The sequence below is a fragment of the Sphingomonas mangrovi genome (assembly GCF_047975845.1).
Taxonomy (GTDB): Bacteria; Pseudomonadota; Alphaproteobacteria; order Sphingomonadales; family Sphingomonadaceae; genus Sphingomonas.
Window position 1 is genome coordinate 47942 of record NZ_JBIUCZ010000002.1, and the last position, 16189, is coordinate 64130.

General features: G+C 69.4%; 17 protein-coding genes and 1 pseudogene. 10 read left to right on the forward strand and 8 right to left on the reverse strand.

Annotated elements, in window-relative coordinates:
• Window positions 1-6: 6 nt before the first annotated feature.
• Together ACBY01_RS01565 and ACBY01_RS01570 are read right to left on the reverse strand one after the other, a co-directional pair.
• The gene (locus tag ACBY01_RS01565; protein ID WP_416459004.1) at window positions 7-1614 is read right to left on the reverse strand and encodes a recombinase family protein; all 1608 of its coding nucleotides are present in this window, start codon (window positions 1612-1614) and stop codon (window positions 7-9) included.
• Between the two features lie 29 nt (window positions 1615-1643).
• Window positions 1644-2285: pseudogene (locus tag ACBY01_RS01570) on the reverse strand (magnesium chelatase domain-containing protein); the annotation flags it as partial.
• 236 nt (window positions 2286-2521) lie between these two features.
• Between ACBY01_RS01570 and rpmH the strand changes: the two are divergent.
• From rpmH to yihA, 5 genes are read left to right on the forward strand one after another with little or no spacing between them, the layout of a single operon-like run.
• Window positions 2522-2656: a 50S ribosomal protein L34 gene (gene rpmH / locus ACBY01_RS01575; protein WP_416459202.1), complete on the forward strand. Its 135-nt coding sequence runs from the start codon at window positions 2522-2524 to the stop codon at window positions 2654-2656.
• The gene (rnpA, locus tag ACBY01_RS01580; RefSeq protein WP_416459203.1) at window positions 2653-2979 is read left to right on the forward strand and encodes a ribonuclease P protein component; all 327 of its coding nucleotides are present in this window, start codon (window positions 2653-2655) and stop codon (window positions 2977-2979) included. The genes rpmH and rnpA overlap by 4 nt, the downstream gene beginning before the upstream one ends.
• A 37-nt stretch (window positions 2980-3016) precedes the next feature.
• Complete coding sequence (gene yidD / locus ACBY01_RS01585; protein WP_416459005.1) at window positions 3017-3229, forward strand: membrane protein insertion efficiency factor YidD; 213 nt, start codon at window positions 3017-3019, stop codon at window positions 3227-3229.
• A gap of 22 nt (window positions 3230-3251) precedes the next feature.
• The gene (gene yidC, locus ACBY01_RS01590) at window positions 3252-4997 is read left to right on the forward strand and encodes a membrane protein insertase YidC (RefSeq protein ID WP_416459006.1); all 1746 of its coding nucleotides are present in this window, start codon (window positions 3252-3254) and stop codon (window positions 4995-4997) included.
• A complete protein-coding gene (yihA, locus tag ACBY01_RS01595; RefSeq protein WP_416459007.1) occupies window positions 4994-5653 on the forward strand; it encodes a ribosome biogenesis GTP-binding protein YihA/YsxC in 660 nt (219 codons plus the stop codon). The genes yidC and yihA overlap by 4 nt, the downstream gene beginning before the upstream one ends.
• A gap of 33 nt (window positions 5654-5686) precedes the next feature.
• Here yihA and ACBY01_RS01600 read toward each other — a convergent pair whose 3' ends face one another.
• Window positions 5687-6313 carry an exopolysaccharide biosynthesis protein gene (locus ACBY01_RS01600; protein ID WP_416459009.1) on the reverse strand — a complete coding sequence of 209 codons (627 nt, stop codon included), beginning with the start codon at window positions 6311-6313 and terminating at the stop codon, window positions 5687-5689.
• A 65-nt stretch (window positions 6314-6378) separates the two neighbouring features.
• Here ACBY01_RS01600 and ACBY01_RS01605 point away from each other — a divergent pair, with 65 nt between their 5' ends.
• Window positions 6379-7050: a glutathione S-transferase family protein gene (locus ACBY01_RS01605; protein WP_416459010.1), complete on the forward strand. Its 672-nt coding sequence runs from the start codon at window positions 6379-6381 to the stop codon at window positions 7048-7050.
• 15 nt (window positions 7051-7065) lie between these two features.
• Here the strand turns inward: ACBY01_RS01605 and ACBY01_RS01610 are convergent, their stop codons facing one another.
• Window positions 7066-7512 carry a cupin domain-containing protein gene (locus ACBY01_RS01610; RefSeq protein ID WP_416459012.1) on the reverse strand — a complete coding sequence of 149 codons (447 nt, stop codon included), beginning with the start codon at window positions 7510-7512 and terminating at the stop codon, window positions 7066-7068.
• Here ACBY01_RS01610 and dapE point away from each other — a divergent pair.
• Window positions 7512-8666, forward strand: a complete 1155-nt coding sequence (dapE, locus tag ACBY01_RS01615; protein WP_416459013.1) for a succinyl-diaminopimelate desuccinylase — start codon at window positions 7512-7514, stop codon at window positions 8664-8666. The two genes, ACBY01_RS01610 and dapE, sit on opposite strands and share 1 nt — an antisense overlap.
• Here the strand turns inward: dapE and ACBY01_RS01620 are convergent.
• From ACBY01_RS01620 to ACBY01_RS01635, 4 genes are all read right to left on the reverse strand, one after another.
• A complete protein-coding gene (locus tag ACBY01_RS01620) occupies window positions 8630-10345 on the reverse strand; it encodes a putative bifunctional diguanylate cyclase/phosphodiesterase (RefSeq protein WP_416459014.1) in 1716 nt (571 codons plus the stop codon). The two genes, dapE and ACBY01_RS01620, sit on opposite strands and share 37 nt — an antisense overlap.
• Before the next feature lie 61 nt (window positions 10346-10406).
• A complete protein-coding gene (locus ACBY01_RS01625) occupies window positions 10407-10961 on the reverse strand; it encodes a Smr/MutS family protein (RefSeq protein WP_416459015.1) in 555 nt (184 codons plus the stop codon).
• Window positions 10942-12228 carry a murein transglycosylase A gene (mltA, locus tag ACBY01_RS01630; protein WP_416459016.1) on the reverse strand — a complete coding sequence of 429 codons (1287 nt, stop codon included), beginning with the start codon at window positions 12226-12228 and terminating at the stop codon, window positions 10942-10944. The genes ACBY01_RS01625 and mltA overlap by 20 nt, the downstream gene beginning before the upstream one ends.
• 5 nt (window positions 12229-12233) lie before the next feature.
• Window positions 12234-12878 carry a Tim44/TimA family putative adaptor protein gene (locus ACBY01_RS01635; RefSeq protein ID WP_416459017.1) on the reverse strand — a complete coding sequence of 215 codons (645 nt, stop codon included), beginning with the start codon at window positions 12876-12878 and terminating at the stop codon, window positions 12234-12236.
• Between the two features lie 183 nt (window positions 12879-13061).
• Here ACBY01_RS01635 and secB point away from each other — a divergent pair, with 183 nt between their 5' ends.
• Genes secB through trpS form a run of 3 tightly spaced genes read left to right on the forward strand, consistent with a single transcriptional unit; the run spans window position 13062 to window position 16188 of the window.
• Window positions 13062-13577, forward strand: a complete 516-nt coding sequence (gene secB, locus ACBY01_RS01640; protein ID WP_416459019.1) for a protein-export chaperone SecB — start codon at window positions 13062-13064, stop codon at window positions 13575-13577.
• Window positions 13578-13605: 28 nt separating this feature from the next.
• Window positions 13606-15168, forward strand: a complete 1563-nt coding sequence (gene murJ, locus ACBY01_RS01645; RefSeq protein ID WP_416459021.1) for a murein biosynthesis integral membrane protein MurJ — start codon at window positions 13606-13608, stop codon at window positions 15166-15168.
• 15 nt (window positions 15169-15183) lie between these two features.
• Window positions 15184-16188, forward strand: a complete 1005-nt coding sequence (trpS, locus tag ACBY01_RS01650; protein WP_416459022.1) for a tryptophan--tRNA ligase — start codon at window positions 15184-15186, stop codon at window positions 16186-16188.
• Window position 16189: the final 1 nt, after the last annotated feature.

Consider the following 16189-nt stretch of genomic DNA (forward strand, 5'->3'; position numbering starts at 1 on the left):
CAACGCTTAACCGGACTGCTCGTCGTCTCTCAATCGATCGGCGACGTAGCCCGCCGTGATCCCTTCGCCGTATGGATGGACGACCACATAGGCTTCGTTCTTCAGTTCCAGACCGACGAGCCTGCTGCGTCGGCTGAACACCATCGTGCTCACGAGGTCGTGCAGCGCTCCCATGATCTTCATGCGCGCCGCAAGCCGCTCACTCTCGTCGTCGGACGTCATCCCGCCACGCAGCAGTTCGATCCGACGGGCGTGCTCGGCAGGCGGGACCGCGCCTCGTGCCGCAACGAGCTGGTTCCGGAGAAGAGCGATCGCCGCCTCCTCCGCGTCGGCCTCGGCAACGAGCCTGTGGTAGAGCGCCCTGGGCTCGGGCCGCTTGGATTCACTGGCCAGTTCCATCGCGTTGTCCGCCCGTTCGCGCGCCCTCGCGAGAACGCGTGAACGATCCGCGATCTCGATCTCGATCCGGCGCGCTTCGGCAGGAGCCTCGAAATGCCTGTCCTGGATCGCCTGAGCAAGAACGGCATCCAGAACGCAGCGCTCGACGATCTCGTAGTTGAAGTGGTTGAGGTTCCTGCAGCCTCTGCCACGCTGGTAGGCATCGCACACGAGGTAGTCCTCCCGCACGACGTCGCCGTTGGCTCTGACCTTCGCGCCCTTCGCCCTGAAGGTCATCCGGGCACCGCACTCGCACTTCGCCAGGCCGCCGAACAGGTTCGGCAGGCGCCGCCCACGTCCCATGACGATCCGAGATCGCCCCGCCATGCTGGCCAGCGCACGGGCCCGAAGGTCGGCGTCGATGATCGGCGGATAGTAGTCGGGGATGGGATCGCCGTCCGCCGTGCGCGTGCCGCCCTTCGGCTTCTTACCCGGCTGGAACTCGCCAAGGACCGCGGGGGACGAGAGGATCTTCTGAATATAGCTGGCGTGCCACCCGTTCGCACGGCCGAACGGCGCGACGCCTTCGAGGTTCAGATTGCGTGCGATAAGGTTCTTGCCCAGACCAGCGGCCGTCCATTCGAAGATGCGCCGCACGGTTTCGGCCCGGTCCTTGATGACGACGAATGCCGGTGGCGATCCCTCCACCGTCAACCAGCCCGGTGCACGACGGGTCATCACAGTGCGATCACCCTGCCGAAGACGTTCTCGCTTCTCGGCCCATGCAGCACCCACCCGGTCGCTCTTGTGCACCGACTCGAGATTGCCGACACCGGCCTTCACCGCGACCTCGATCACGGCGACCATGTCCATGTTGTCGGCGTCGTACTGCCGACCGTCCTCGACCGTGCAGATCACGACGCCGAGTTCGGTGATCCGCAGCACCCAGGAGACCACCGCCCGCACGTTCTGGCGGGACAGACGATCCAGCTTCTCGACAAGAAGAACGATGCCGGACGGGTGCAGGCCTGCTTCCATGTCGGCGATGAACTTGGACAGCCCGCCTTGGAGCGAGTTCTGTCCCCGGAACGCGCTGACCCCATCGTCCACGATCATGTCGACGACGTTCCAGCCTCTGACGGCGGCATAGCGCCGACACTCGCCCTCCTGGCGCTTCAGCGTGCTGCCCTTGCCCTGCTCGGCCGACGACCAGCGCACGTAGATAACGACGTCCATACCTCAATATGGAGCGGTGTAGCCTAATTTACTATTAGCAGGTTGTGCCCGCCCGCCGCCGCGATCTCCAGCGCGCGCTTGGCGGTCTCCTGCCCCTTTACCCGGCGCAGGTCGGGTCCAAGCACCGCTTCTTCCGCCTCCCCGGGTACCGGGTCGGGCAGCAGCTGCGTGCCCTTGAGGTGGTTGAGCAGCGCGATCAGATCGGGTGCGGCGACGATCCCGCCCCCCGCCCACGCCGCCTCTGCGCCCTGCGATGCCGGACAGATCAGCCCGAGTCCGCGCTCGGAGGCGTGGAGCGCCGCAAGCAGCACACCGGGCGTGGCGGCGATGCGCCCGTCGAGTCCGAGTTCGCCGACGACGAGATATTCGGAAAGCGTCTCGGCATCGACCGCGCCCATCGCCGCGAGCAGCCCCAGCGCGATCGGCAGGTCGTAGTGCGATCCTTCCTTGGGCAGGTCGGCGGGCGAGAGGTTGACGGTGATTCGCTTGGGCGGCAGCGAAAGGCCGATGGCAGCGATGGCGGCGCGTACCCGCTCGCGACTCTCCCCCACCGCCTTGTCCGCGAGCCCAACCACGACGAATGCAGGCAGGCCGGGCGCCAGCTGCACCTGCGCCTCCACCGCGCGCGTCTCGAGCCCCAGATACGCCGCCGTCGATACGATCGCGACCATGCCTGCCCCCTGTCCCCGCCGCTCTGCATAGCCGGTTTCGGGCCGAGGGGAACAGCGCACGTGTCTTGCGCCGGCAACACACAAGCCCCACATCGCCGTCATGGGCTCTGCGCTTCCCCACGGTACAGCCGCGTTGACTTGGAAGGGCGGCTTGCCTATGGGCTGCGGGCACATGGCCGCCGTTCCGGGCGGCTTTTTCCGTTATTGTAGACGTTCGATATCCCGGGGAATGAGTGATGAAGCGGACCTTTCAGCCGAGCAACCTGGTGCGCACGCGTCGCCACGGCTTCCGGACTCGCATGGCGACGCCGGGCGGCCGCAAGGTGATTCGCGCCCGTCGCAACCGCGGCCGCAAGAAGCTGTCGGCCTGACCCGCCTTACCCGTCGCAGCGAGTATCTCGCCGCGAACGGGGGCAAGCGCGCGCCGATGCCGGGCTTCGTGCTGCTGGTACGCGCGCGCGACGATGCCGATCCGACGATGCGGATCGGCATCACCGTATCCAAGAAGGTCGGCAACGCCGTCGCCCGCAACCGGGTGAAGCGGCGCTTCCGTGCGCTCGCGCGCGAGGTGCTGCCCGAGGCGGGAATCGCCGGTGCGGACCACGTGCTGATCGGCCGCACCGCCGCGATCGAGCGCCCGTACGAGGCGCTGAAGACCGAGCTCGCCAAGGCGCTGCGCAAGGTGACGCGGTGAGCCCCCCAGCTCTCCCCTCCCGTTCCGGCCTGCCGCGGTGATCGCGCGGCTGCTGATCCTGATCGCGCGCGGCTGGCAGCTGGGTCCTTCGGTTATCCTGCCGCCCAGCTGCCGCTTCAGCCCCAGCTGTTCGGCCTATGCAATCGAGGCGCTTGGCCGCTATGGCGCGCTCAAGGGCAGCTGGCTTGCAGCGCGACGGATCGCGCGCTGTCATCCGTGGGGCGGCCACGGCCACGATCCGGTCCCATGACCGAGCACACAGGGATTAGTCGGTGAAGAACGACCAGAAGAACTTCGTCCTCTTCGCGGTTCTGGCCGCGGTGATCCTGTTCGGGTGGCAACCGCTCGCCAGCTATTTCTTCCCGGCGGCCAATCCGCCCGCGACCAAGATCGTCGACGGCAAGAGCCAGCCCGTCGCCAACCCGGGCGCCGATCCCACCGCCGATTCTCCGGCGGCCACGCGCGACCGTCGGCTCGTGCTGCGCGAAACGCCGCGTGTGCTGATCGACACCCCGCGGCTGAAGGGCTCGATCAACCTCAAGGGCGCGCGCATCGACGATCTGGTGCTCACCCGCCACAACGAGACGATCGCGAAGAACAGCGATCCGATCCGCATCCTGTCGCCCTCGGGCACGGGCGACGCTTATTTCGCAACCTTCGGCTGGTCGGGCAACGGCGTGCAGGCGCCGGGTGCCGACACCGTCTGGCAGGCGAACGGCACGCGCCTGACCCCCGCCACGCCCGTTACGCTCACCACCCAGGTCGGCGGCCAGCGCTACGCGATCCAGATCGCGGTCGACGACGGCTACATGTTCACCGTCCGCCAGACGCTGGGCAACGGCGGCCCGCAGCCGGTACAGGCGGCGACCTACGGGCTGCTATCTCGCAGCGGAGCAGGAGCCGATCACGACACGTGGACGATCCATTCGGGTCCGATCGGCGTGTTTGGGAACGGCGTGAATTACGATATGGAGTATGCAAACTTGGACGGCGAGCGTCCGGGTTTCTTTTCTCGCCTTTTTGGAACCACAGCCCAGGCCGGGGAAAACTACTTCAACTCGACCGGCAGCTGGCTTGGCTTTACCGACAAGTATTGGCTCACTGCCCTGATTCCGGATCAGGGAACGGCGGTTAAGGCTGGCTTCCGCAAGCCATCTTCCAACTACCAAGCAGACTTCCAGCCAGCACAACCGCGCGAAGTGAAATCGGGGCAGCAGATCGTCTCGACGGCGCGCTTCTTCGCCGGCGCCAAGGAAGTCGACCTGCTCGACCGTTACGAGGATGCCGGCATCACCCAGTTCGGCAACGCGATCGACTGGGGCTGGTTCGGCATCGTCGAGAAGCCGATCTTCGCCTATCTCGACTGGCTGTTCCGCATGGTCCAGAACTTCGGCGTCGCGATCATCCTGCTGACGCTGACGATCCGCCTGCTGATGTTCCCGATCGCGCAGCGCCAGTTCGCGTCGATGGCCGCGATGCGCGCGCTCCAGCCCAAGCTGAAGGTGCTGCAGGAGCGCTACAAGGACGACAAGCCGCGTCTCCAGCAGGAGATGATGGGGCTGTACAAGCAGGAGAAGGTGAACCCGGTCGCGGGCTGCCTGCCGACGCTGCTCCAGATCCCGGTGTTCTACGCGCTCTACAAGGTGCTGATGCTCACCATTGAAATGCGCCATCAGCCGTTCGTCGGCTGGATCAAGGACCTGTCGGCACCCGATCCGATGACGCCGGTCAACCTCTTCGGCCTGCTGCCGTTCACCCCGCCGGGCTTCCTGGCGATCGGCGTGATCCCGATCCTGCTGGGCGTCTCGATGTACTTCCAGTTCCGGCTCAACCCGCAGGCGATGGACCCGGCGCAGAAGCAGGTGTTCGGCCTGATGCCGTGGGTGATGATGTTCATCATGGCGCCGTTCGCGGTCGGCCTGCAGGTCTACTGGATCACCTCCAACCTGCTCACGGTGGCGCAGCAGCAGTTGCTCTATTCCCGCCACCCGGGCCTCAAGGCGTCGGCCGCGAAGTGAGCGACGTCACCGCCCCGATCGAGGCGATCGACGCGGAAGCGATCGAGGCGGCGCGCAAGCTGTTCGCCGGGCCGATCGCCTTCCTGCGCTCGGCCCCCGCGCTCCAGCACCTGCCCGACCCGGCGGTGCCGGAGATCGCGTTCGCCGGCCGCTCCAACGTCGGCAAGTCGTCGCTGCTGAACGCGCTCACCGGCCGCAACAGCCTGGCGCGCACCTCGGTGACGCCGGGCCGCACGCAGGAGCTGAACTTCTTCGACGTGGGCGATCCGCTGCGCTTCCGTCTGGTCGACATGCCGGGCTACGGCTTCGCCAAGGCGCCCAAGGACGTGGTCCGCAAGTGGCGCTATCTGGTGAACGACTTCCTGCGCGGGCGCGTGGTGCTCAAGCGGACGCTGGTGCTGATCGACTCGCGCCACGGCGTCAAGGACGTCGACCGCGAGATGCTGGAGATGCTCGACAAGGCGGCGGTCAGCTATCGCATGGTCCTGACCAAGGCCGACAAGATCAAGGCGAGCGAACTCGCCGCCGTCCACGCCGCGACCGTCGCGGAGGCCCGCAAGCGTCCCGCCGCCCATCCGGAAGTGCTCGCCACGTCGAGCGAAAAGGGCATGGGCATCCCCGAACTGCGCGCGGCGGTGGTCGAGGCGATCGGCTGATCGACCTCGGGTAGAGCGCGACCGCGGAGAGGCTCAGCCGCCCTCCCCGCCGCGGCTCACGAACCAGCCGAGCCCGCCGCCGACCGCCGCCACCGACAGCACGCACGCGATCGCCATCAGCAGCCCGTCGCGTACCAGCAGCGCGAGGCCGAACGCCAGGATCGCGAGCATCGGCAGCGTGCTCGCGAACGGCAGCAGTTCGAGCGGCGGGACGGTCGCGCAGAGCACCAGGATCGCGGCGGCGGCGACGCGGATCATCGGCCCCTTGGTGAGCGCCGGCAGTCGGCCGTGGAACCAGCGGTCCAGCCACGCGCCGAACGGCCGCATCTTGTCCGCCGCCGCCACCAGCTTCCTGCCCTCCAGCCCGCGTTTCGCGAGGAAGCCCGGCAGCCAAAGGTCCTCGCGCCCGAGCAGCAGCTGGACCGCGAGCAGCGCCAGCACCAGAGCCAGCGTCGTCGGCAGCCCTGGGATGCCGCCGATCGGCGACATCTCGATCAGCGGCAGGACGATGAAGAAGGGGCCGTAGGCGCGATGCCCCAGCGCCTCCAGCGCCGACCCCAGCTTCGCCTCGTCGTCACCCGCCTTCTCGCCCAGTTCCTTCAGCCGGTCGAGCACGTCGCAGACGCTCTTCGGGTCGCTGTCTTCGGAATCGTCGGCCATCGTTACGCGAACGGAATTGGCGCGCACCGGTTCCGCTCCGCCGCGTTGCGCGCTAGACCGCGGCCATGCTCAAGCTCATCCTCGGCAACAAGGCCTATTCCTCCTGGTCGCTGCGCGGCTGGCTCGCCGCCAAGCTCTCCGGCCTTCCGTTCGAGGAAGTCGTGGTGCCGCTCTACGATGCGGAGTGGGACCGGCGCCGCGCGGGCGACGAGTTCGCCCCCTCGTCCGGCAAGGTGCCGATCCTGTGGGACGGCGAGGTGGTGGTGTGGGACAGCCTCGCCATCGTCGAATATCTCAACGAGAAGTCGGGCGGCGACCGTTTCTGGCCGACCGATCCGGCGGCGCGGGCGATGGCGCGATCGATGGCGGCCGAGATGCACTCCGGCTTCGCCGCGCTGCGCCGCAAGCACAGCATGAACATCCGCCAGATCCATCCGCCCGCCCGGCTCGACAACGACGTGGTGCACGACATCACCCGCATGCTCGAGCTGTGGGCCCAGGCGCGCGCGCGATACGGCGGCACCGGCGAGTTCCTGTTCGGTGAGTTCGGGGCGGTCGACGCGATGTATGCGCCCGTGGTCACCCGCCTCGTCACCTATTCGATTCCCGTGCCGCCCTTCGCCGCCGCATACATGCACGCCGTGCTCTCCCACCGCTGGATGCAGGACTGGATCGCCGCCGCGCAGGAAGAGGAATGGGTGATCGAGCGGTTCGAACACCCGGCGACGAGCGGCTGAGGTTCACTGCCCTCATCAGGATGACGAGTTCTTCCCGACGCGATACCCCTCCCCCGGCACCAGCAGCATGTCGATGTCCGGGTAATGGCACGGCGTCGTAGCCGGCCGCCCTACCGCGACGAACACGCAGTCGGCGGCGCTGCGGTTCTGGAGGACGTGGCCGTTGCCGTCGTTCTTCGGGAACGCCGCACAATCGCCGGCGCGCATTACCGTCTCGCCCGAATCGTCGACCAGCACCGCCTCGCCCGACAGGATCGCGACGAACTCGTCCTCGCCCTCGTGCCAGTGGCGTTGCGACGACCAAGCGCCGGGGCGCAGCACGACGTGGCTGACGCCGAAGTCCTCCAGCCCCGCCGCCGGCGCCAGACGCCGGTACCAGCGCTCGGCCACGGCCTCTCCGAACGGCTCCGGATAGCCGGTGGCGTTCGTCTGCGGGATTGTATCGAGATCGAGCTTGGGCAATGCCGCCTCCACCAATTCGGGGGACCAGCGTGGCAGACGTCGTCGAACTTACCAAGGCACTGATCGCGGCCGAGAGCGTCACCCCCGCCCGCGGCGCGGTGTTCGACGTGCTGGAGGCGGCGCTGCGGCCGATCGGCTTCGCGGTCGACCGATTCGTGTGCGGCGAGGCACCCGACGGTCCGGTCGAGAACCTGATCGCGGTGCGCGGCACCGGCGGGCCGCACCTTGCCTTCGCCGGCCACCTCGACGTGGTGCCGCCCGGCGAGGGCTGGAGCGCAGGCCCCTTCTCGGGCGAGGAGCGCAACGGGCTGGTCTACGGTCGCGGCGCCGTCGACATGAAGGGCGCGATCGCCGCCTTCGCCGCCGCCTGTGCCGAGGTGCCGGCGGAGACGGGCGCGCTGTCGCTACTGATCACCGGCGACGAGGAAGGGCCGGCGGTGTTCGGCACCCGCGCGATCATCGACCGCATGGCCGAACGCGGCCTCGCCCCCGACCTGTGCCTGGTCGGCGAGCCCACCTCCACCACGCGGCTGGGCGACATGGTCAAGATCGGCCGGCGCGGATCGGTCAACATCTGGATCGAGGTGACCGGCCATCAGGGCCACGTCGCCTACCCCCACCTCGCCGACAATCCGATCCCGCGGCTGGTCGCCGCGCTCGCCGAGATCGACGCGCTGGTGCTCGACGAGGGCACCTACTGGTTCCAGCCGTCGAACATCGAGACGACCGACCTGGGCGTCGGCAACCCCGCGACCAATGTGATCCCCGGCCGCGCCACCGCGCGGCTGTCGATCCGCTTCAACGACCGGCACCGCGGCGAAGCGCTGGTCGAGCAGGTCCGCACGATCGTGGCGCGTCATGCCCCGAATGCGAACGTGCTCGGGCGGGTTTCGGGCGAGGCGTTCCTCACCCCGCCCGGCGACTTTTCGGACCGGATCGCGGCGGCGATCCACGCGCACACCGGCCTCACTCCGGAGCTGTCGACCACCGGCGGCACCTCCGACGCGCGCTTCCTGTCGCGGTTGTGTCCGACCGTCGAGTTCGGGCTACTCAACGCGACGATGCACAAGCTCGACGAGGCGGTGGCGGTGGCGGACCTGCGGACGCTGCAGGCGATCTACGCGACGCTGGCGCGGAGCGTGTTCGCCGGCTGACCGGACGGCGGCGCCTCGCACGACCGCGCCGTCATCCAGTCGAGCAGCGCCTCCTCGGCCATCGGCGCGGCGACGGCATAGCCCTGCAGCACGTCGCAGCCGATGCCGCGCAGCACCGCCGCCTGATCGGGGTTCTCGATCCCCTCGCCCACCGCGACGCAGCCCAGCCCGTGCACCAGCCCGATGATCGCCTGGGCGATCGCACGCGCCTCGACGCTCTCGCCCACCTCCAACGTCAGGCTCTTGTCGAGCTTCACCCGGTCGATCGGCAGCGCGCGCAGCCGCGCGATGCTCGAATAGCCGGTGCCGAAATCGTCGATCGCGATGCTCGCACCGTCGCCGCGCAGCAGCGTGACCGCGTCGAGCGCATCCTCGCCGCAGCGCATCAGCAGCGCCTCCTTGAGCTCCAGTTCGAGCATCGCCGCGGGCGCGCCTGCCGCCGCGATCGCGTCACGCAGCTTGCGCACGAAGCTGGCGTGGTCGAGTTCGCGCGCGCTGATGTTGACGCTCAGCCGATGGCGGATGCCGCGCGCGTGCCAGCGGGCGACGGTCTCCGCCACCTGCTGCACGATCCGATCGCCGATCTCGACGATCAGCCCGGTCTCCTCGGCACAGGCGAGGAAATCGGCGGGCAACCGCACCCCGTCGGGATGCCACCAGCGCAGCAGCGCCTCCACGCCCGCGGGCGCGCCGGTCGCCGCACTCACCTGCGGCTGGAACACCAGCCCGAACTCGTCGCGATCGATGCCGTCGCGCAGTTGCTGCTCCAGCGAGGTGCGCGCCGCCATCGCCGCCGCCAGTTCGCCGTCGAAGCAATGGACCTGTCCGCGCTCCTCGCCTTTCACCGCGTACATTGCGGCGTCGGCGGCGCGGGTCAGCTCGACCAGCGTGGTGCCGTGCTCCGGCCAGCGCGCGATACCGATCGAGGCGCCGGCATGCACCTCCTGGCCCGAAATGCGATGCGGCACGTCGAGCACGGCCTTGATGCCGAGTGCGGCGCGCTGCGGCTCGCGCGCGGCCTCGCCGCTCAGCAGGATGGTGAACTCGTCGCCGCCCAGTCGCCCGACGATCGGCTGCTCGTCGGCCGAGTCGCCGGACAGATGCGCCGCCCCCTGCTGCAGCCGCTGCCCTACCTGCGCGAGCAGCAGGTCGCCGATGGCATGGCCGTAGGTGTCGTTGACCGCCTTGAACCGGTCCAGATCGACGAACAACAGCGCCGCCGGCGTCCGGGGCGTGCGCCGCGCGAGCCGCTCCAACCGGACCTCCACCAGCTTCTGGAAGTGCGAGCGGTTGGCGAGTTCGGTGACGCCGTCGATCCGCGCCGCACGCTCGACCGCGGCCAGAGTCTCGCGCAGCTGTTCGAACAACGCCTGCATCGCCCGTGCGAGGCTCGGCACGCTCGACCAGACCGTGCGCGGGATCGCGCTCTGCAGATCGCCGCGACTCGCCTTGCTGAGCCGCAGGATCGCGTCGTCAACGGCACCGGCCGTGGTGGAGACATGCTTCTCCGCCGAGGCCCAGCACATGGTGGCACAGACCACCGCGGGGATCAGCGCACTCGATGCGGTCAGCGCGTCGAGCTGGCCCTGGGTGGTCGCGAGCAGCGCCAGGAGGAAGGACACCGCGCCCGCCCAGACGGCGAACACGACCGCGCGACGCTTGAGCGACTTCGCGTGCAACAACCCCGACGCCTCCCTTTACCTGTCATTTTGGGTGTAATGACACGCAAACGGTTAAATTTCAGCGCCCGCGAACGCCCGGCCTCCGCAAAACGACATAGAGCGCGCCGCCGCCGCCGTGGCGCGGATGGGCGTTGCGGACCGCGGCGATCCGATCGGCGTGACGCGATCCCGCCAGCCAGTCGCCGATCGCCGCGCGGATCGCGCCGCGCGCGAACGGCCGCTCGGCTTCGGGTCGCGGTGCGCGGCCAGTCACCAGCAGCAGCACGCGATCCCCGCGTGCGATCGCCTGCTCCAGCGCGCGATCGAGCAGCGCATGCGCCGAGGCGAGGCTGTGGCCGTGGAGGTCGGTGGTGCTGTCGGGCGACACCAGCCCGCGAGCAATCCGGCGATCCCAGCTGCCGTCGAGCAGGTTGGATGCCGCGCGCGGGGGCGCGACCACCGGCCGCGGCGCGGCGCCCGGCAGCCGAGTCGGTTGCGGCGGCTTGGCGGGCTTCGCTTCCGGGGGCGCCGGCGGCAGCTTAAGCTTGGCGGGAGCCGGGCGCAGCGGCCGGATGCCGGCCGTCACCTGCGCCCACAGCGCCGACTCGCGGTCGCTAAGGCGTCGCCCGGCCACCGCGCCCTGCGTTCAGCCGCGCCAGCACGCCGCGCGGCAGCAGCACAAAGGCGGTGCCGCGCGCGGACATCCCGCCCGCGATCGCCCGGGCCTCCTCACCGGCGCCCCAGAAGGTGTCGAAGCGGTTGGCCCCCTTGATCGCGCCGCCGGTGTCCTGCGCCACCCACAGTCCCGTAGCATCGGTGCGGTCCATCGACAGGAACACCGGCGCGCCCAGCGGCACGAACTTGGGATCGGCGGCGACGCTGCCGCCGCCGGTCACCGGCAGCCCCATCGCGCCGAGCGGCCCCGGTCCCGTCAGCTCGCGGAAGAAGACGAAGCTCTTGTTTTCGCGCATGATCGCGCGGCCTTCGGCGGGGTGCGCGCGCAGCCAGGCGACGATGCCCTGCATCGACGACTGTCCGGGCCCGAGCAGCCCGCGGTCCTTCATCAGCTTGCCGATGCCGGTATAGTCGCGGCCGTTCTGGCTGGCGTAGCCGATCCGCATCACCGATCCGTCGGGCAGCCGCAGCCGGCCCGAGCCCTGGACCTGAAGGAAGAAGAACTCGATCGGGTCCGCCGCCCAGCCGATCTCCAGCCCGCGGTTGGCGAGCGCGCCTTCCTCGATCTGGGTGCGGTCGTAATAGGGAACGAAGCCGCTGCCCTGGACACGGCCGCGGATGCGCTTGCTCTTCAGGTCGGTGGAGAACAGCCCCAGGTCGACCTCGATCAGGTCGTCGGGCTTCGCATAGATCGGCACGTCGTAGCCACGCTCGCGACGACGCGAGCCGGCGATCTCCGGCTCGAAATAGCCGGTGGCGAAGGCGCGGCCCTCGCCGACCTGGACCGGCTCGAACTGCGTCGCGAAGAACTGCATCGCGCCGCCTGCGGGCACCGAGGCAGCCGCGGCGCAGGTGGCGGTCCAGTCGCCTGGGCGGGTCAGACCGCTGGCATCGGTGCGCCGCACCAGCGAAGGGCAGCTGATCCGGAAGGCACCCAGCGCACGCTCGGCGCTTTCGCGCGTCAGCGGCAGCGCGGTCGGTCCTGCGGCCACCCCCGACGTGAGCGCGGTCACGGCACCCACGGCAGGCGCCACGGCAACGGGGGCGATCGGCGTCGCCGCGACCGGCTGGCGCACCGGCAGCGCGCCAGACGAGGGTCGCCCTGCCGAAGGCCGCCCCGCCGACGGCCGGGCCGATGGCGCATTCGTCTCGACGCCGCGCGGCACGATCGTGCTCGAACAGCCCGCCAGCAGCACGGCCAGTGCTGCCGCCCCCCACATCCGCATCGAGGTCACGCCTCGTCGGTGTCGGAAAGCTTCCAGTTCGGGTCGCCGCTCTTGAGCGCCCGCGCGAAGGTCCAGACGTCGTGCGTCTCGACCGCGTCGGTCAGCGAGCCGGCGACCACCTGGCCTTCGGCATCGCGGGTGACGGCGGCGATGTCGGCGTCGAAGCGGACGGTGATGCGGGCGATGCCGGCCGCGACGTTCGCGTCGGCGATCACCGCCTTCTCGATCGACACCAGCCGGTTGTCCAGCGTGTGGCCGGCAGTCTCGCGCGCCGCGATCGCATCGCCGAACGCAGCCTGCACCTCGGCCTCGGTGAGCCACTCGAGCGTCTCGCGATCGCCCTTCCAGAACGCCTCCAGGATCATCCGATAGGCGGACTTGGCGCCGTCGAGGAACTCGGCGACGTCGAAGGTCGGGCTCGCCGCGACGATCGCGCGCAGGCCGTTCTCGGCCGCGGGTTCGACATAGCGCTGGGCGATGTCGCGCGGCTCCGGCTGCACGTCGATGGTGCGCGGCGCGGGCGGCATGCCGACGCGCTCCTCGGCCGCGCGGGGCAAGGGCTGTTCGTGGCCGGTACGCTTGCCCAGCACCGCGTACAGACGCAGCGCGAGGAACCCCGCGACCATCCCGAGAAGAACAACGATCAGCACTTCGCCTCCCAAATCTAACGCCCGTAACATAGGCGCAAGCCGGCCCGGTTTCAAATGGCTGCGGCCGGTCCGCAGCACCGGCCGTCGCGCGGGCGCCGCCGTTGAACTGGCGCCGATCGCCTGCTAGGCGCCGAGCCGAAAACGCGGGCCGCCGCGAAGCTATCCTTCAGCAGGGAATTTCTCATGGACGAGCAGAACGACGCCGCGACCGGCGAGCCCTTCGCCAACGGTGCCGACACCCAGCCGCAGGTCGGCGTGCTGTCGCAGTATGTGAAGGACCTGTCGTTCGAGAACCCCAATGCGCCGGCGATCTACCAGGCGCAGGGCCAGCCCAAGCTCGACGTCCAGTTCAACATCGGCGCCACCACGGTCGGCGACGACATCCACGAGGTCGTCCTGAAGGTCGAGGCGCGCGCGGAAGTCGACGGCCAGGCGCTCTATCTGATCGAGCTGAGCTATGCCGGGCTGTTCGGGCTGCGCAACATCCCGGAAGAGCACCTCCAGCCGTTCCTGCTCGCCGAAGCGCCGCGCATCATCTTCCCGTTCGCGCGCCGCGTGCTCGCCGATGCGGTCCGCGACGGCGGCTTCCCGCCGCTGATGCTCGAGCCGATCGACTTCGGCGCGCTCTACATGCAGCAGGCCGCTGCCGCCGCGGGCGAGCTGTCGGGCAACGCCACCGGCACCATCGGCCACGCCTGATCCGGACCGTGCGGACGACTGACCGGCGATGAAGCTCGTCCGCACGCTCGGCTCGGTCGGCGGGCTCACGCTCGCCAGCCGGGTACTCGCGCTCGTCCGCGACTCGCTCCAGGCGCGCTACGTCGGCGCGAGCTTCGCCTCCGACGCCTTCACCATCGCCTTCCGATTGCCCAACATGTTCCGCGCGCTGTTCGCCGAAGGCGCGTTCAACGCCGCGTTCATCCCGATGTTCAACCGCACGGTGGGCGAGACGGGAGAACTGTCGGCCGGGCTCGACTTCGCCGAACGCGCCCTCTCGGTGCTGTTTGCGGCGCTGCTGGGCTTCACCGCGCTGATGCTGATCGCCGCCTGGCCGATCACCTGGGCGATGTCGCTGGGCTTCAACGGCGCGAGCCGCGAGCAGTTCGCCTTCGCGGTCGAGCTGTCGCGGATCACCATCCCCTATCTGATGCTGATCTCGCTCGCCTCCCTGCTGGGCGGCATCCTCAACTCGCTCGACAAATTCTGGATCAACGCCGCCGCGCCGATCCTGCTCAACATCGCGATGGTCGTCGCCCTCGTCTTCTTCAACGGCGACCCGTACGAGACCGCACGCGCGCAGGCGATCGCGGTGCCGGTCGGCGGGCTGCTCCAACTCGGCTGGCTGGCGCTGGCCTGCCGCCGGTCGGGCGTGTCGCTGCGCCCGCGCCTGCCGCGGCTCGATCCCGAGGTGCGCCGGCTGATGAAGCTGATCCTGCCCGCCGCCGCCGGCGCCGGCGCGTCGCAGATCAACCTGCTCATCTCCAGCGCGCTCGCCGGCGGCCTGCTCGCCTCGGGCTCGCTGTCGTACATCTACTACGCCGATCGGCTGAACCAGCTGCCGCTGGGGCTGATCGGCATCGGCCTGGGCACCATCCTCCTCCCCACCATTTCGCGGCTGCTCGGCGCCGGGCGCGAGGCGGAGGCGATGGAGACGCAGAACCGCGGTACCGAGCTGGCGCTGTTCCTCACCCTGCCGGCGATGGTCGCGCTGATCGTCGCGGCCGAACCGATCGTGCGGGGGCTGTTCCAGTACGGCGAGTTCGATGCCGTCGACACCCGCGCCTGCGCTTGGGCGCTCGCCGGCTTCTCGGTCGGCCTGCCGTCCTACGTGCTCGTGAAGGTGCTGACACCCGGCTATTACGCGCGGCAGGATACCCGAACGCCGGTGCGCTATGCGATCTGGTCGGTCGCAGTGAACATCGCCGCCAACATCGTGCTGATCCCGCTGATCGGCCATGTCGGCCCGCCGCTCGCCACCGCGCTCGCCTCCACCGTCAACGTCGTGATGCTCTACCGCACGCTGCGCGCGCGCGGGCACTTCGCGGTCGACGCGCAGCTTCGCCGCCGCATTCCCCGCCTCGCGCTCGCCGCGCTGCTGATGGGCGCGGCGCTCCTGGGTCTCGACTGGCTGCTCGATCCCTATCTCGGCGGGCCGATGGCGATGCGCTACGGCGCGCTGGTCGTGCTGGTCGGGACGGGTTGCGCCATCTATGGACTGGCCTGCTTCGTCACCGGCGCCTTCCGCGTCTCCGACGTCAAAGCCCTGCTGCGCCGCCGCCGCGCAGCCTAAACCATAAGGACTATCATGCGCGTCGTCTCCGGCATCCAGACCACCGGCAACCTGCACCTCGGCAACTATCTGGGCGCCATCAAGCAGTGGGTGGCGATGCAGGACGCGATGCGGCCGGGCGACGACTGCCTGTTCTTCCTGGCCGATCTCCATGCGCTGACGGTGACGCAGGATCCCAAGGAGCTGGCGGCCAACACCATCGGCATGGCCGCGACGTTGCTCGCCGCGGGCATCGATCCCGACCGTTCGATCCTGTTCAACCAGGCGCGCGTTCCCGCCCACAGCGAGCTGTGCTGGCTGCTGCTCGGCACCGCGCGCATGGGCTGGCTCAACCGCATGACCCAGTGGAAGGACAAGGCCGGCAAGAACCGCGAAGGCGCGAGCGTCGGCCTGTTCACCTATCCCGTGCTGCAGGCCGCCGACGTGCTCGCCTACCAGGCGACGCACGTACCGGTGGGCGAGGACCAGAAGCAGCATCTCGAGCTGGCGCGCGACATCGCCACCAAGTTCAACACCGACTTCGGCGTCGAGCTGTTCCCGCTGCCCGAGCCGCTGATCTCGGCCGCCGCGCCGCGCATCATGAGCCTGCGCGACGGATCGGCGAAGATGTCGAAGTCCGATCCGTCGGACATGAGTCGCATCAACCTGATCGACGACGACGACACCATCGCCGCCAAGTTCCGCAAGGCGCGGACCGATCCGGATCCGCTGCCCGAGTCGTTCGACGCGCTGGCCGGCCGTGCCGAGGCGCGCAACCTCGTCACCATCTACGCAGCCCTCGCCGACACGACCCCGCAGGCGGTGGTCGAACAGTTCGCCGGCCAGGGCTTCGGGGCGTTCAAGCCGGCGCTTGCCGATTTGGCGGTGTCGGTGCTCGGCCCGATTCGCGAGCGGCTGGTCCGGCTGCTCGACGATCCCGCCACGGTGGGCGCGACGCTCGCCAAGGGGGCCGGCAGGGCGTCCGCCCTCGCCGCTCCCACGCTGCGCGCCGCTCAGAACGCGCTCGGCCTCCAGGTCTGAC

Excerpts from the sequence above, each read along its gene's own strand:
- ACBY01_RS01565 (WP_416459004.1), bottom strand. The coding sequence starts at position 1,614 with ATGGACGTCGTTATCTACGTGCGCTGGTCGTCGGCCGAGCAGGGCAAG.
- rpmH (WP_416459202.1), top strand. The coding sequence starts at position 2,522 with ATGAAGCGGACCTTTCAGCCGAGCAACCTGGTGCGCACGCGTCGCCAC.
- ACBY01_RS01600 (WP_416459009.1), bottom strand. The coding sequence starts at position 6,313 with ATGGCCGACGATTCCGAAGACAGCGACCCGAAGAGCGTCTGCGACGTG.
- ACBY01_RS01605 (WP_416459010.1), top strand. The coding sequence starts at position 6,379 with ATGCTCAAGCTCATCCTCGGCAACAAGGCCTATTCCTCCTGGTCGCTG.
- dapE (WP_416459013.1), top strand. The coding sequence starts at position 7,512 with ATGCCGCCTCCACCAATTCGGGGGACCAGCGTGGCAGACGTCGTCGAA.
- mltA (WP_416459016.1), bottom strand. The coding sequence starts at position 12,228 with ATGCGGATGTGGGGGGCGGCAGCACTGGCCGTGCTGCTGGCGGGCTGT.
- secB (WP_416459019.1), top strand. The coding sequence starts at position 13,062 with ATGGACGAGCAGAACGACGCCGCGACCGGCGAGCCCTTCGCCAACGGT.
- murJ (WP_416459021.1), top strand. The coding sequence starts at position 13,606 with ATGAAGCTCGTCCGCACGCTCGGCTCGGTCGGCGGGCTCACGCTCGCC.
- trpS (WP_416459022.1), top strand. The coding sequence starts at position 15,184 with ATGCGCGTCGTCTCCGGCATCCAGACCACCGGCAACCTGCACCTCGGC.